A 14049-nucleotide genomic window follows, 5' to 3' on the forward strand; every position below is an offset into this window, starting at 1 on the left:
AACTTCAGTTTATAAGCTTTTATTATAGGTAAAAAGTATTGAAATGATCATTAAATGCGCAGATAATGCACCTGCTCTTAAGTCTTATATTTTATAATCGACTTACGAGTATAGGACGAACTTTAAAAAGGAAGATAAATGAAAAACTTACTCATCATATTTTTTACCACATTTATTTTAGCTGCTTGTAGCAGTACTCAAAGTGGCAAAGACTTTGATATGGACGTCGTTAAGTCGTTTAAAAAAGGTGAAACAACTCAAGCAGATGTCAGAGAGGCCATTGGAGATCCAAGTGGTATGGATGACTTGGTAGATGGTGAAACTGCATGGCAATATTATTTTCATGAAAATAAAAGCAGTGGTCTAAATTATGTACCGATTGCTGGTGCCTACGCTGGTGGCTCCAAGGGAACGAGCAAACATGTCACGATCCGTTTTAGTAAAGATGGCATTATGAGTGGCATGTCATTTCGCGAAATTGAAAGTGGATCATCCCGCTTCTAGATTTTGAAGTGGACTATGTTCGTCGTTTGATGTTCTATTCAAGCGACGATTTTGGTAAATTTAACTTATCAGCCTGTTATTATGAAATACATACCTTATTTAGCGTTTATTTACGTTGTCTGGACAAAGTTGTTTTGAAGTAATGACGACTTTTGTGATTTACGTATTTAAAGCTAGTTTGAGTTCACGATTCAGGTCTATAAATCCGTATTGAATTGTAATGTAACACTGAGCAAGGCCAGTAGCAGCCTTTACACTAGATTTAAACGATGAGGAATATATCTTTTAAGGTATTAAAGTGCGTACTTTGGGGCCGATTATATACTCAGGTAAATATCTTAAGGTGAAAAATAAAGTAAATTACAACTCAATAAGCCTCTCTGAATATGATCAGTATCGAAGGTTAAAGCTTAAAAACGACAGCGTCATAAATTCACCTAATTCATGACGCATGAAGTATGTTTATTCGTGTAATTTAGTTCAGCCAGCTTTTTTGGGATTTGGACCATATTTGTTTTCGCACTCATCACCCTCAAGCGCAGCAAATATGATCATCGCGATAGTTCCAATAATAGGTATTAAAGCAATTAACACCCACCACCCAGAGCGGTTAGTGTCATGTAAGCGTCGAACACTGACGGCTATACTGGGCACTGCAACAGCGAGTGCATAAATGAGACTTAACAAAGTGGTGCCTAATAAGTGTTCGAATATACTTAATGCGATTGATGCGAAAGCGTTGAATAAAGCGAACATCCAGAACTCTTTTCTTCTTGCTCTACCTTCGAATACAGCGTAATTCTTTAAGACGGATATATACCATTCCATTTGTGGTTCCTTAATTTATAGTTATTTCTAGGTTTTTAGAACGAACAAGGTCGTGATTATAAGGCCTACACGAACAGTAATATAGGAATATTTCAATGGTGCTAGCTGTGTTTTCACATGCATTTCACACCTTTTAATCGACACTCAAGTTATAAATTAGCTTAAATGTATTAAGGAGTGAGCATGGGTGTTAAATTGGATGTCCTCAATTTGGAACACACGATCAATCTAGTTAATGGTGATTCACTGCACCTTTTAAAAGATATCTCAATGTCTATTGAGGCTGGCGAGCATATTGCGATTGTTGGAGCATCCGGTTCGGGAAAATCAACTTTGCTTTCGTTGCTTGCTGGGCTGGAAACTTTGCAAACAGGGCAGATTTGCTATCAAAAACAAAACACTGAACTTGAAAATATCCATTGTGTATCAGGTTTTGTATTTCAACATTTTCATTTACTTCCTGAGCTGAATGCGTTGCAAAATGTGGCGCTGCCATTGCTACTACGTGGAGACAAAAACGCAGAGCATCGTGCAATGGATAAACTCAAACTGGTGGATTTAGAAGCACAAGCCAAACAGCCCGTCACTAAGTTAAGTGGTGGTGAGCAACAGCGGGTTGCTATTGCTCGGGCGTTATGTAATGAACCGCACATTTTATTTGCGGATGAGCCAACTGGTAATCTCGATCATAAGACTGCAGATCAGGTATTTGAAATTATGCGCCGAGGCGCAAAGGCCGCAGGTACAACGATGGTGGTTGTTACTCATGATCTCAATCTAGCCGCCAAGCTAGATAGGACATATGATTTAGAAAATGGAGAGTTAAAGTTATGATTGACTCTCATAGATCAAATGATGTTAACGTGAAAAAGTGTCATTTTGGAGCAACAAGTATACTGCTCATAAAAATGCTAGTGCTACAAGTTAAACAAGGCAAGCATTTGATTACTTTGTTGAGTTTGGCTTTGTTATTTCTGTATTTAAGTATAACGAGCTTGCTTGGACAAGGTGTTGATAAATACCTAAACCACAATCTGCAAACAATGTTGGGGGCAGATACGCAATTGACGGTGACACGTGATTGGCACGAGCGTGAAGAGCAATGGATAGAGCAGCATGCAAGTGCAAAAAGCTATATTCATAGCTACGAAATAACGTTGAACCACAAGGGCTTTTATAGTCATACGAAATTGAAAGCTGTCGATCAAAGCTACCCTATTAATGGCACAATCACAGTATCTGATAATGAATCACTCTCACCTTTACAAGTGTCAGCAGGTCCTAACGTGGGCGAAGTTTGGCTGGAGCCTCACTTGGCTCGGGCGTTAAATGTAAAAGTAGGTGGTCAAGTATTCCTTGGGAACAAATCTCTGTTGGTCAGTGCTTTGCTATTAAATGAACCAGATAGAATCATTCAAGGGTACAGTAGCGATAGGCGAGCAATTATTGCTAAAACTAGCTTAGAGAATTTACTTTTAACACCAATAGAGAATCAAGTCTTACTCAATCACAGCGATGCTTTAGGGCCGCAGTTACGTGAGTTGCAAGCAAACAGCGCTGATCTGAAAGTTGTGAGTAAAATACTCAATAATTACCCAATGGCTCACGCATGGCAGCGTGTACAGAATTTTATGGGTTTAATTAGTTTTGTGATTGTTCTACTTACCTGCTTGTGTTTATGGCTCAGCCAAAGAAGTCATGTCGAGCCATTACAAAACGTATTGGCAGTGATGCTGGCAAATGGCGTTAAGCGCGAGCAAGTGCCGTTACTCGTGCTTGTGTTAATGGCAAGCATTCTGTTTATTAGTTTTGCTCCTTCATTGGCCATTGCAATCGGTATTTCGATGATTTTGGAGTATTTTATTCAGCAAAAGTTTTTTGTGACGTTTGAGTTGATGTGGGATATGGCAGGTATAGGCCAAGCGCTTTTTATGAGCATGTTCCTTTATTGTTTATTGACAGCACCAAGTTGGGCCAAGTTGGTTCGAAGCAATGTAAGAGATCTATTAGAAAAGAGAGAAGATAGTACTGTCGCATTTATTATCAGTGGTTTGTGCCCACTATTGTCACTTTTGGCGGTTGTCATTTTTAACACCGATAATTGGGTGTTAACCGGACTGTTACTGTCGGGTCTTGGTGTATGTTTAGTCTTATTACTAGTACTTGCTTGGGGTGGGCTGAATATTGCGAACAAAATACTGTCAAAGAAAAGTGGTATTTTGGCTTTTGTGTTGTTGCTGATGAAGCAACGTATGCACGTTAAAATAGTGCAAATACTTGCTTTGGGATTAAGTGCCACACTTTTACTTTTGTGTCTTCGAGTTGGACAAGATGTTAGCGATGTGCTTGATAGAGCGCTGTTTGCAGATCAAGGAAATATTTTTGTTACACAAGCTGATCAGGAACAAAAGCAGGCGCTGACAGAATTTACTTTAAGATATGGTGGTGATGTTCATCAGTTTAAAGCTTTTCAAAGTGCGAGAGTAACGCATGTCAATGGGGTATTATTGAGCGAAATAGATGCGCCATCGAGCGATTCTAAGTCTCGTCTCGAGCGCAATATCAACCTGCATTGGCAAGAGAAGCAACCTGATAATATTAAGGTTGTTGAAGGGCACTGGCAACAAAAAAAGGACAGTGGCTTGCCACTAATCTCGATGGAACAAGAGGTTTTTAATGAATTGAATCTTGAATTGGGGGATGTGCTTACTATGCAAGTGGGTGGCACAAGTCAACAGTTTAGCATCGCAACAGTGCATCATTATCGCTCTGGTTCAGACATGATCACATTTTGGTTTGTGGTGCATCAACCGGATATTCCGGTGCCAAATGAGCCAATTTATTTTATGGGGAGTGTCGATTTACCTGAGCTGGGGTTGGCGCATTTAGGAGAGATCTGGCAAGCGTATCCTGGTATACGTATGCTTCGTGTTGAGGAGTTAATTTCACGCGTTCGTAGTTCTGTTCAAACATTTATTTATTTAACTCTGGTGTATGGCATCTTTATTGCCTTGATGAGCAATTTATTAGTAATTGCTTCAATACAAACGCATTTACAGAGAGATAAACTGAAAAATGGCTTGTTGCTGAGCTTTGGCCTATCTGACAAACAAAGTCGTAAAATGTTGATAATTGAATGGACTATTTTGACTATGATACCAGTTGCGTGTGCTTTGACGTCGATTTACTTATTCATCGGGCAAATCTACCAGCAAGGGTTTGGCATGTCATACAAACCAAACGACTTAATGCTTGTCACTGAGGCTGTTGTCATTGTTATGGTCATTGCGCTAGGCGGTATATTTTTGAGTCGTAAGCAGTTGAAACAAAGTGTCGTCACATTATTGGAGCAACGAGGGTAAGGTGATAAAAGTGGCTTCTGAAAAGATACAAAAGGACAGCTTGGTCCTTTTGTATCTCATTGGAAATCGTACTATCGCGTAGGTCCTGATACTTTTACGAAATTATAGCCAAGGGCTTTTAGCTTCCCAGGTTGTTGAAAATCAAATACGGTGCCAATCCCGCGCCCATACCCTTGAACTTGAAGCAGGTTTTCGTCAACCACTTTCAAAGCGCGTACAAATCCATGTTTGACAGACACGGCTAGCAGCGCATGAAACTCTGGTGAATATCGTAATTCAATATCGCCTATGTCTGGGTTGGTAGTATCAACTTGGTAATAGCCCAATAACCTTTCTAGCTCAGGAGTCAGTTTTGTTGTAACGAGTTTACTAAAAACATTGGCTGAGTCTTTACCGTTGTAGGTAAAGCGAAATCCATCAATAGCTTGAGTCAGCTTGATCCTTACATCGCCTTCTTCACCGATAATTTGGTAGCTGTCTGAATCAACTTGTTTGAGCTGTTTAATAGTCTGTCCAGGACTGAACATGACGAATTCTCCGCTGGGCGTTTTCTCAATGAATATGTTGCGTCTACCAGTATAAAAACCAGCTTCCAGCGTTTTCGATTGGTATGGCTGAAAAGAAGATTTTTGAGTGTTTTTATTGTCTAAAAATGGTCCTTTTACGGACTGAGTGACCATGTTTGTCACCATGTCGGCGATATCGAAAACTGTATCGTCTCCGTCTCTGTTATTTGTTGTGACAAATACGCCAAAGTTCAGTTCGGGCACGATATACATCATGCTTTCGTACCCTTGATAACTGCCATCATGACTAATTGCAATGTGGCCATTAAAGTGGTCAACGAAAAAACCCAGTCCCATTTCGTGGTCACCGTCTAACTGGATATGCGCATTTTGCACATTGCGAACCTTTGTAATAAGCGAAGAGGGCACAATTGCATGGCTATCATAGTTCCAGCTGTCGAGTATTGCTTGCATGTAGCGCGCCATATCATTACCAGTTGAAATAATACCGCCAGCGGGCGTCAGTAAAGAAGCGAATTTAGGTTCTTGAGCAGTACCACTGTAGCTTTGCGCCATTTGCGTTGGTAGTGTACCGTTTGGTAAATGGCTCAATGTATTATTCATCGCCAGCGGCGTGAAGAACTCTGTTTGCAAGTAATCTTGCCAACTTTGACCACTTATTCTTGAAACCAATAATCCGGCTAAACCAAACGCATTATTATTGTAAGCTGAGATAGTGCCTCTGTTCCAGACAAGGTAATCGTCACTTAACAAAGTCGCTAAGGAGTTAAGATCTTTATTAGGACTTATTGTTGGCTCATCACCACGGAACCAGCCTGTTGGGATGCCACTTTGATGGGTTAAGAGATCTCTTACCGTCACTTCGTTATTGTTATTTGGTAGCGTTTTAGGTTTAAAGTCTGGTAAGTGTTTATAAACACTATCATCTAGAGAGAGCTTTCCTTGGTTGACTAATTTCAAAACCGCGAGTGTGACAAATGTTTTTGAGATAGAAGCAATACGAAACTGAGTATTTGGCGTGACCTCTTGCTGTGTTTCTATATTTGCGAGGCCAAAGCCTTGCAACATGACTGGTGTATTATCTTTAACCACGGCAATAGATAAACCTGTTGTTTCACCTTCAGCTAAGCGATGTTCGATTTGTTGAGAGATCTTCTGTATATCAGAGTGATCTAAAGCAAACGCATAACCGCTCAGTGATAAGCCAGCTATTAAACTCGCGAGTAATGTAATTTTCTTCATGGTAATCCTTACTTATTGATATTGGGAAGAGGTGACAGTTTCTTATTAAATGGCCCGTCACTCAGCTTGTAGACGATAAAGGGACGATTAAAATTAATGCAATTATTTCAATTTAAATAATTGCCTCAGTACGTGTAGGCGCGTGCATAAAAGTGTCTAGATTTATCATTTTGCATTTTAGGAATCTTTTCATTTTGCGAATTGCAATTTGCAAAATGAAAAAATGGTCAATCATGTCGAAATGCGTGAGTTAAATCGCTTATAACTACAGGGTTAAAAATATATAACTATACTATTCATTGGTTTAGGGTTTTAAATTAAGGGAGCTGATGACATTTAAAGCGACTGGCTGTATTGACATAACTTTGTCACTGATATCGCCGTCTGTTTTAGTTTTAGGTAAGAACAGTGAATATAAATCGAGGTTAAAATAAAATACTCTATAACTAACAGTGATGTAGGGAAGCTATTTTTTTTCGGTGTGATTATTGCTTGAGTTAGTCTAACTTACATAAACAATGGTGTATTCATGACAAAAACACAGAACATAGCAAATAAGTTGGGTGCAGCTGCACTCGCACTTACAGCCAGTTTTTCTGTAATTGCTAACGATAATGCCTGTTTAGATGGACTTTTTGCAATTGACAGGTTTGCAGCTGATGGGCAGAGCGCGGTTTTTCATATCGATATGAGTTCTAAAATGAGCCGAGAGGTACCCGGAGTATCTTTCGCTTCAAGCAACTTAGCCGGGTCTGGTGCAAAGCTGTATGCAATGCAACGCTTAGACAGCGAAACAAATGCCTCGAAATTGTACGAGTTTGATATTCAAACAATGCAGCAACGTGAAGTGGCCGATATGACAAGTTACCCGATAAAACGCTCAGCAGTTTCACCAACGGGTGACTTTCTTCTTGCAACAAGCCAAACCTACATGTACCAATTTGACTTGGCGACAGGTGAAAAGACAGTTCTCGGAAAAATGAAATCGGACAATGCTAGCTATGATGACTTTGACCATGGCGATATTGCGTATTCGGCAGATGGCAATGTGATTTATGTACTGAACGCTAAAGCACTATATATGTTGGATGAAGCGTCAATGACGCTGACTGAAATAGGTGAGCACAACTTAAATTGGGCTTCAGGTCTAGCAGTCGACGAAAACGGCGTGGTTTATGTATCAGCTAGAAATAGCGGCGAAAATGCAAAAATTTATACGCTCGATCCGCAAACCGCACAGGCTACATTTGTGATGGATGGGCCCGAGCATGTTGCAGATTTAACCTATGTACAAGGGTGTGGAAATACTTTACCTGTAATCGCAAATGCATTTCAGCAAGAAGTGAATAAAGCGAATCAGTATTGGCACGCTGAAGAGGTTGGTGACAAAGTCGCTAACTTGGGCGGTTTCAAAGATGGAACTTTTAACTTTAACGCAGAAGGTTTTCCGGTCGAGTCAAAAGATAAGTTGAACAAGCACAACAAGTTCACTAAAAATCCTAACGCCAATCGCTGTGCGCGGATGTGGAATAACATGCTAGATCACCAATATGTGTTAAACCGCAACGGTAAAGGCCGTAAAAAAGCTGATGGTAGTACAAAATGGTACTTCTCAACTGCTGACGGCGAATATAAAGTGGTTAAAGCAAGTAAAGGCATTTGCTATTACGGCTATGCGTCCGGTGAAGCAGGTCGTATTATCTACAACACAAAAATAGGTGTAGTAAGCGTTCAATAAATTAAGTTTTATAGCCTCAACTAAGCGCGGCCAATTGGCTGCGCTTTTTATTTTATATTAGGTGCAACTTTTTAGCTTTTTATAACGTCTAAGTGTTCATATTTATGCGAAGTGCCATAATATTTATTTTAATTAGGTATGTGAATATTTAGGAAAGTAATGAAACTTTATTTAGTAATGTTTATGTTGTGGAGCGCGGCATACTCGCTGAAAAGCGCTGCCTCAACAGCGGCTGAAATACAGCATTTATTGACCTTCATTGAAACGTCTCATTGTCAGTATGAGCGCAATGGCTAACTACATATGGCACGTGATGTCAAGTAGCACATTAGTAAAAAGTATCATTACTATCAAGATGATATTGACTCAGCGGAAGATTTTATAAGTTTAACAGCTTCCAAAAGTAGTTTGTCTGGTAAGTCGTATCTTATTCATTGTCGTAATAATAAACCAATCAAGAGTAGTGAGTGGTTACTCTTGGATCTCAAGGCGTTTAGAAAGCAAAAAAAATAGCACAGCGCAAAAAGCGATAACTTATACAGTGAAGGGTTATTCTTTTATAATTTATAATTCTTTTTTATTATTTTTATGTGTTTTTTTATTTTATGAAATAGGTGCGGTGGCATTGTAACTGTACCTATTACAACTATTTATAATGCAACAAGTTATATATGGGCAGCTAAAAATTGCTTTTCTCAGTTAATCTTTCTGATCCTTTTATGATCAGCTTTTCATGTTTTATAGTAATTTTATAACATAAATCTATAAATGTTAATAATTAAATTATTCCAACTTTGCTTTGCTTAAATTATAATATGCCCTTAATTAAGCACTTGTATGCAAATGTATTTTAATAAAAGGGCACTTCAATTCGTCAGCAAAGAGCTGTATTACTTTGCGGACCTATAAGCTAAGTCTCATACGTTTCCTCTGGTACATGCACCTGGAGGTTAACACTCATATTTATTCAAATATCTCACAACCAGTAAAAAGCAAAATCTTAACGCTTTCTACTGGTTTTTGTGCTTTACGGTAATCATTAACTTAGGGATGTATAAACAGCATATGGCACTTAAAGACTTGTCTATTTCAAAGCAAATTGGGTTGAGCTTTGCGTCGATTTTTATGGTTTTTTTCGGGGTGAGCCTGATGACCTACAATGGTTTAAAGGGGATCAATGATGACCTTGAACTGATTGTACAAACCAGCATTCCATCGGTTGAGATAGTAAAAGATCTGCAAATTGAGATGGCAACCATTCGAAAAGATGAGTTTTTAATTGTGACCAATTCAGAGCACCCTGACATTAACGAATGGATAGTCGATCTGGGCGGTTTAAAATCTGGATTGAATAACAAAATTAGTACTTATGGTAACTTGAATGTATCAGATCAAGAACGTGCTCAGTTTCAAGCTTTTGAACGTGCTTGGCGAAAATATGCTTCGGCTACGTCTAGTTTCGATCGCTTGGTTAGATCTGGTGAAGTCAGTGAAGCAAATTCGATTGTTTTAAACAGTTATAACTTCTATTCAGAAGCAATGGATGAACTCACCAAGCTTAATAAAATTAATAGCGATAATGTCGGTATGGCTGAGACTTCAGCAGTTCGTGCAGTAAAAACAGTGATCACAGTGATTGTTGTTTGTATAGTTGCATCTGCGGTGATGATTGCACTTATTTGTTTTGTGTTGAGTGGTGCGATTAGAAAGCCTTTGGAAAAGGCGAAAGATCTAGCTGGTAGCATCGCTAATGGCGATTTAAGTTCACGTATTGATACACATTCGGTAGGTAATAATGAACTTGGCGCCTTACTTATATCTCTTGATAAGATGCGAGCGCAGCTTAATGGTCTTGTTGTTAAGATAAATGACAGCGCTATCCAGCTGACAACAGCCGTAGAAGAAGTGAATATGATCTCGGCTCAAAACGCCACAGGCATGCAAAATCAGCAAAATGAATTACAGTCAGTTGCATCTGCGATGACGCAGATGCAAGCGGCAGTGTCAGAAGTTGCCAAAAGCACCGAAATGGGCGCTGAGTCTGCAAACCAAGCGAATGTAAAGTCTCGAGAAGGCAGTGCTGCACTTAAAAGTAATATTGTGCAGATATCGAGTGTGGCAGACACAGTGTCACATGCAGGAGATCTTGCGTACAATCTTGAGAAAAACTCACAAAATATTAATGTTGTGGTGGATGTTATTCGTGAAATTGCTGAGCAAACTAATTTGCTTGCACTGAATGCGGCAATTGAAGCTGCACGAGCGGGTACACAAGGGCGGGGTTTCGCAGTTGTTGCCGATGAAGTACGTTCCCTTGCACAGCGCACACAAGATTCCACAACTCAGATTGTTGAGATAGTGAGTGATTTACAATCCAAATCAAAAGAGACAGGTGAAGCGACAAGAACGTGTCAAAAGGGCATTGATATTTGTGTGCAGCAAACAGAGACTGTCAGCGATACCATTATTCAAATTGAGCAAGAGATTGACAGCATTGCAGCAATGAGCACGCAAATAGCTGCGGCATGTAATGAACAGTCGGTTGTATCTGAAGAGCTTAATCGTAATATCGAAAATATTAATGTCGCGGCGGTTGAAATGACTGAAGGCGCTAATCAAACGTCACAAGCTTGCCATGAGATCAGTGAGCTTGCTCACGGGTTAAAAGCCAGTGTTGAGCAGTTTAAGCTATAAATTATTTTTCTTGTTAACCAAAATGGATTAATTTAATTTTTTAAGTTAATAGACTAGTATTTTAAAAGCGAGCCATAGTATGGTTCGCTTTTTTTATGAACTAAAATATTTGATTTTTTTTGTGTTTAATAGATGTCTATTAATAACCTTGCTGCTTAATAAATAGTGGTTAGTGATGGTGGTATTATTCGTATAAATTGTATTATTCCAGTTATTCTATTTTTTACATTGTTTAGTTTATAGAAGCTTGATTAAATATTTTAATAAAACCAAGGGTATAGTGTGGCTAGGTGGGTAATTGTATTTATTTTGATGATTTTTTCTTTTGCTATTAATGCAAAAAACTCCCAAAAAATCGTGTTGAATGTACCTTTGGTTGAGCAAGGAAAAAAGCTTTGTGGGCCAGCAACCATCGAAATGATTTTTAAGTATTGGGGAATAAAAGACTATTCACAGTATGACATCGCTGAGTCTATTTTACTTCAGTATGAAGACATGCCGATATTTGTTCGCTCAGGCGTGTTGAACAATTATCCACGTAATTGGGCGGATTACCCTGGGACTAAGGTCACTTATTTACAGGGGTTTCTTCAGCGCTTTGGAAAAACACGCAGCATTACGTTAGATAAGGTGCGCGATAACGTGGAAGATATTGATGAAAAGCGAGCACAGTTGTTCAACCATATCAAAGCTTATATTGCCAGTGGCATTCCTGTAATTGTATTTCAATATTGGGAGCTACCAAAATCGCAAAGCCATTACCGTGTCGTTGTTGGTTATGATGAAGCAAAGCGGCTTGTATATTTAAATGATGCTAAGGGCGCTCGGCGTGTAGTGCAAACTTACGAAGAGTTCTTAAATTTATGGAATGTAGAGCACCCTCGGCTGCGTTATTATGCGGTGGCGTTTAATACTGAGCGTAAAAAAATAAACATCGAGCTTTGAAAGTATGGGCACTGTTTGCATTTGAGATATTTATGAGCGTGTAAAGAGGAGTTGTATGATTAGAAAAGGGCTTGCATCCGATATTGAGCCTATCTTAATGGTGTGGCGTGCTGCGTCTCAACAAGCACATCATTTTGTACCAGATAGTTTTTGGCGTGGTAGCCTCGATACTATACAGCAGGTGTATTTGCCCAGCTCAGATAATAGTGTATTTGGATAATCAAGAAATCATCGGTTTTTATGCTTTGGTAAAAAACACCCTTGCGGCAATTTTTGGTTTACCAAAAAACAAGGCCAAGGGGGAGGTAAGCAGCTTATTGTAGATGCAAAGTCCCGATGTAATACCTTGGCGCTCTCTGTATATCAGCGCAATGTTGCGAGCGTGGCATTTTATCAGCAGCAAGGTTTTGAAATTATTGCACAAGACGAAGAACCGCTTACAGGGCAAGCGCAATTTATTATGAATTGGCAAGATATGTAGACCGCGTGATGGGGTTTTTTAAGCCCTTACTTAAGCGATGAATAGGAAAGAATAAAAAGTTGGGTGTTTTTTAAACTGTTTTTGTAAAAAAGCTCGACAAAACAGAATTTCAGTGTATCCTACGCAGCGTATGAAGATATTTGATTTATTTGTTGTTGTTTGCTTAAGTTTCTGTTTTTGTCATAAAACCTAATTTTAGCCACTCACTTTACTTCCGATACTGTACACATTTTTTTTAATTTTTATATAAATAGGTAATTTATGTCTCAAGTAACAGGCACTGTAAAATGGTTTAACGAGTCAAAAGGTTTTGGCTTCATTGCACAAGAAAACGGTAACGACGACGTTTTTGTTCACTTCAGAGCTATCCAGTCTGAAGGTTTCCGTACTTTGACTGAAGGTCAAAAAGTAAGCTTTACAGTAACTCAGGGCGCTAAAGGTCCTCAGGCTGAAAACGTAACTGTACTTTAATCAGTTATGTCTAGGTGCGGCATCAAGCTGCACCTTGCTATTTCACACTCTCTTCTAATTTCTTGCTTTCCTCTTTACATTTTTTATTAGTTTTACTCCCTTCAATTAAATCATTTTTACTGTTAGTTTCTTAGCCACTCTATTTGCATATGTTGGCCCATTATATCGATTGACTTTAACGCTCGTTTTCAGGCGGAAGTTCTTTAATTTGTGCTATACCTGAGCCTATTTCGAGAATTTTCCTGCCGAGGTAATTGCCCGGCGCATTCGATATCCACACTTTTATCAAGCCGTCTCGCTTCATGCCCACGATGAGGTTGGGGTGTTTCCGGTTCTTATATTGGCCAGTCCGCCTGTTAATAAAAGGCTTCATTTGTTGGATAAACTCATAACCAGCTTTGTTATCTATTTTTGCCTCGCCTACCCAAAAGAGTTCAGTACTCAAGTCGTACCAAGCAATCACGACGGTATTCGGAAAGGGGATATCATATACAAAAGACAATGCTCCAGAGTCTTTCCAGCAACACCCTATTGCACCGGCTGGCACACTCCATGTTTCATCAAATGTGACTTCCCCTACCATAAGAATTGGCCCCTTTTCAGCGGCAACCCCTACGCTCATTTCTTCTACTTGATAACTTGAACTGCAACCCATGAGTAAACTCAGAGTACTGATCAAGATAATTATTCTTGCCGCCAATGTAGGCTCCTTCCTTGGTGTTTATCGTTAACGTTCGTCTTCAGGTGGAAGTTCCTTAATTTGTGCCATGCCTGAGCCTATTTCTAGAATTTGCCGGCCGAGGTAATTGCCCGGCGCATTCGATATCCATACTTTAATTAAGCCGTTTCTTTTCATGCCTACGATGAGGTAAGGGTGCTTTCTTGTTTTATACTGACCAGTTCTGCGGTCTATAAAAGGCTTCATCTCTTTTATAAACTCATAACCAGCTTTGTTATCTATTGTTGCCTCGCCTACCCTGAATAGGTCTGTATCCATGTCATACCATGCGACAACGACTTTGCTTGGAAATGGTACATCATAAACAAAAGATCTGGCTCCGCCATCTCCCCAGCAGCAGCCAATAGACCCCGCAGGTACAGTCCATTCGTCATCAAATAATACGGTACCAACCATTAAGTCAGCGCTACGTTCAGCACCAATTCCAACACTCATTTCTTTGACTTGATAACTTGAACTACAACCCATGATTAAAAACAAGATACCAATTGAGATAATTATTCTTGTCGCCAATGTAA

General features: G+C 39.4%; 15 protein-coding genes. 11 read left to right on the forward strand and 4 right to left on the reverse strand.

Going from position 1 to position 14049, the window contains the following annotated elements; genetic code table 11:
• The first annotated feature begins 138 nt into the window (after positions 1-138).
• Positions 139-504 carry an outer membrane protein assembly factor BamE domain-containing protein gene (gene bamE, locus S4054249_RS25605; RefSeq protein ID WP_046355186.1) on the forward strand — a complete coding sequence of 122 codons (366 nt, stop codon included), beginning with the start codon at positions 139-141 and terminating at the stop codon, positions 502-504.
• A gap of 480 nt (positions 505-984) precedes the next feature.
• Here bamE and S4054249_RS25610 read toward each other — a convergent pair whose 3' ends face one another.
• Positions 985-1332, reverse strand: a complete 348-nt coding sequence (locus tag S4054249_RS25610) for a DUF805 domain-containing protein (protein ID WP_046355187.1) — start codon at positions 1330-1332, stop codon at positions 985-987.
• Between the two features lie 183 nt (positions 1333-1515).
• Here S4054249_RS25610 and S4054249_RS25615 point away from each other — a divergent pair, with 183 nt between their 5' ends.
• Entirely contained in the window at positions 1516-2166 is a 651-nt protein-coding gene (locus S4054249_RS25615; RefSeq protein WP_046355188.1) for an ABC transporter ATP-binding protein, read from the forward strand.
• Positions 2163-4694: an ABC transporter permease gene (locus tag S4054249_RS25620; RefSeq protein ID WP_046355189.1), complete on the forward strand. Its 2532-nt coding sequence runs from the start codon at positions 2163-2165 to the stop codon at positions 4692-4694. The genes S4054249_RS25615 and S4054249_RS25620 overlap by 4 nt, the downstream gene beginning before the upstream one ends.
• A gap of 71 nt (positions 4695-4765) precedes the next feature.
• On the opposite strand, the gene S4054249_RS25625 is transcribed toward S4054249_RS25620, so the two are convergent.
• Positions 4766-6463 (reverse strand): serine hydrolase domain-containing protein, encoded by a 1698-nt coding sequence (locus tag S4054249_RS25625; protein WP_046355190.1) that lies wholly within the window; start codon positions 6461-6463, stop codon positions 4766-4768.
• Between the two features lie 529 nt (positions 6464-6992).
• Between S4054249_RS25625 and S4054249_RS25630 the strand changes: the two genes are divergently transcribed.
• The 8 genes from S4054249_RS25630 to cspE all read left to right on the forward strand — a co-directional run bounded on the left by S4054249_RS25630 (position 6993) and on the right by cspE (position 12792).
• Positions 6993-8201 carry a hypothetical protein gene (locus S4054249_RS25630; protein WP_052960898.1) on the forward strand — a complete coding sequence of 403 codons (1209 nt, stop codon included), beginning with the start codon at positions 6993-6995 and terminating at the stop codon, positions 8199-8201.
• Positions 8202-8360: 159 nt separating this feature from the next.
• On the forward strand, positions 8361-8498 hold the full coding sequence (locus S4054249_RS26780; RefSeq protein ID WP_155401358.1) for a hypothetical protein: 138 nt from the start codon (positions 8361-8363) through the stop codon (positions 8496-8498).
• A gap of 84 nt (positions 8499-8582) precedes the next feature.
• A complete protein-coding gene (locus tag S4054249_RS27355; RefSeq protein ID WP_430522139.1) occupies positions 8583-8714 on the forward strand; it encodes a DUF5329 family protein in 132 nt (43 codons plus the stop codon).
• A 537-nt stretch (positions 8715-9251) separates the two neighbouring features.
• Complete coding sequence (locus tag S4054249_RS25635; RefSeq protein ID WP_235611279.1) at positions 9252-10895, forward strand: methyl-accepting chemotaxis protein; 1644 nt, start codon at positions 9252-9254, stop codon at positions 10893-10895.
• A gap of 282 nt (positions 10896-11177) precedes the next feature.
• Positions 11178-11840, forward strand: coding sequence for a C39 family peptidase (locus S4054249_RS25640; protein WP_069949153.1), 663 nt, complete (start codon positions 11178-11180; stop codon positions 11838-11840).
• Between the two features lie 55 nt (positions 11841-11895).
• The gene (locus S4054249_RS26790) at positions 11896-12060 is read left to right on the forward strand and encodes a hypothetical protein (RefSeq protein ID WP_155401360.1); all 165 of its coding nucleotides are present in this window, start codon (positions 11896-11898) and stop codon (positions 12058-12060) included.
• A gap of 126 nt (positions 12061-12186) precedes the next feature.
• Complete coding sequence (locus tag S4054249_RS27205; protein ID WP_256370561.1) at positions 12187-12321, forward strand: hypothetical protein; 135 nt, start codon at positions 12187-12189, stop codon at positions 12319-12321.
• Positions 12322-12582: 261 nt separating this feature from the next.
• Entirely contained in the window at positions 12583-12792 is a 210-nt protein-coding gene (cspE, locus tag S4054249_RS25650; protein WP_023398163.1) for a transcription antiterminator/RNA stability regulator CspE, read from the forward strand.
• Between the two features lie 175 nt (positions 12793-12967).
• Here cspE and S4054249_RS25655 read toward each other — a convergent pair whose 3' ends face one another.
• Together S4054249_RS25655 and S4054249_RS25660 are read right to left on the reverse strand one after the other, a co-directional pair.
• The gene (locus tag S4054249_RS25655; RefSeq protein WP_052960899.1) at positions 12968-13492 is read right to left on the reverse strand and encodes a DUF2931 family protein; all 525 of its coding nucleotides are present in this window, start codon (positions 13490-13492) and stop codon (positions 12968-12970) included.
• A 27-nt stretch (positions 13493-13519) separates the two neighbouring features.
• Positions 13520-14044, reverse strand: coding sequence for a hypothetical protein (locus tag S4054249_RS25660; RefSeq protein ID WP_046355193.1), 525 nt, complete (start codon positions 14042-14044; stop codon positions 13520-13522).
• Between the last annotated feature and the right edge of the window lie 5 nt (positions 14045-14049).

Source organism: Pseudoalteromonas luteoviolacea (assembly GCF_001750165.1).
In the GTDB taxonomy this organism is placed as follows: Bacteria; Pseudomonadota; Gammaproteobacteria; order Enterobacterales; family Alteromonadaceae; genus Pseudoalteromonas; species Pseudoalteromonas luteoviolacea_G.

Excerpts from the sequence above, each read along its gene's own strand:
- cspE (WP_023398163.1), top strand. The coding sequence starts at position 12,583 with ATGTCTCAAGTAACAGGCACTGTAAAATGGTTTAACGAGTCAAAAGGT.
- S4054249_RS25625 (WP_046355190.1), bottom strand. The coding sequence starts at position 6,463 with ATGAAGAAAATTACATTACTCGCGAGTTTAATAGCTGGCTTATCACTG.
- S4054249_RS25615 (WP_046355188.1), top strand. The coding sequence starts at position 1,516 with ATGGGTGTTAAATTGGATGTCCTCAATTTGGAACACACGATCAATCTA.
- S4054249_RS26790 (WP_155401360.1), top strand. The coding sequence starts at position 11,896 with ATGATTAGAAAAGGGCTTGCATCCGATATTGAGCCTATCTTAATGGTG.
- S4054249_RS25610 (WP_046355187.1), bottom strand. The coding sequence starts at position 1,332 with ATGGAATGGTATATATCCGTCTTAAAGAATTACGCTGTATTCGAAGGT.
- S4054249_RS25635 (WP_235611279.1), top strand. The coding sequence starts at position 9,252 with ATGTATAAACAGCATATGGCACTTAAAGACTTGTCTATTTCAAAGCAA.
- S4054249_RS25620 (WP_046355189.1), top strand. The coding sequence starts at position 2,163 with ATGATTGACTCTCATAGATCAAATGATGTTAACGTGAAAAAGTGTCAT.
- S4054249_RS26780 (WP_155401358.1), top strand. The coding sequence starts at position 8,361 with ATGAAACTTTATTTAGTAATGTTTATGTTGTGGAGCGCGGCATACTCG.
- S4054249_RS25630 (WP_052960898.1), top strand. The coding sequence starts at position 6,993 with ATGACAAAAACACAGAACATAGCAAATAAGTTGGGTGCAGCTGCACTC.
- bamE (WP_046355186.1), top strand. The coding sequence starts at position 139 with ATGAAAAACTTACTCATCATATTTTTTACCACATTTATTTTAGCTGCT.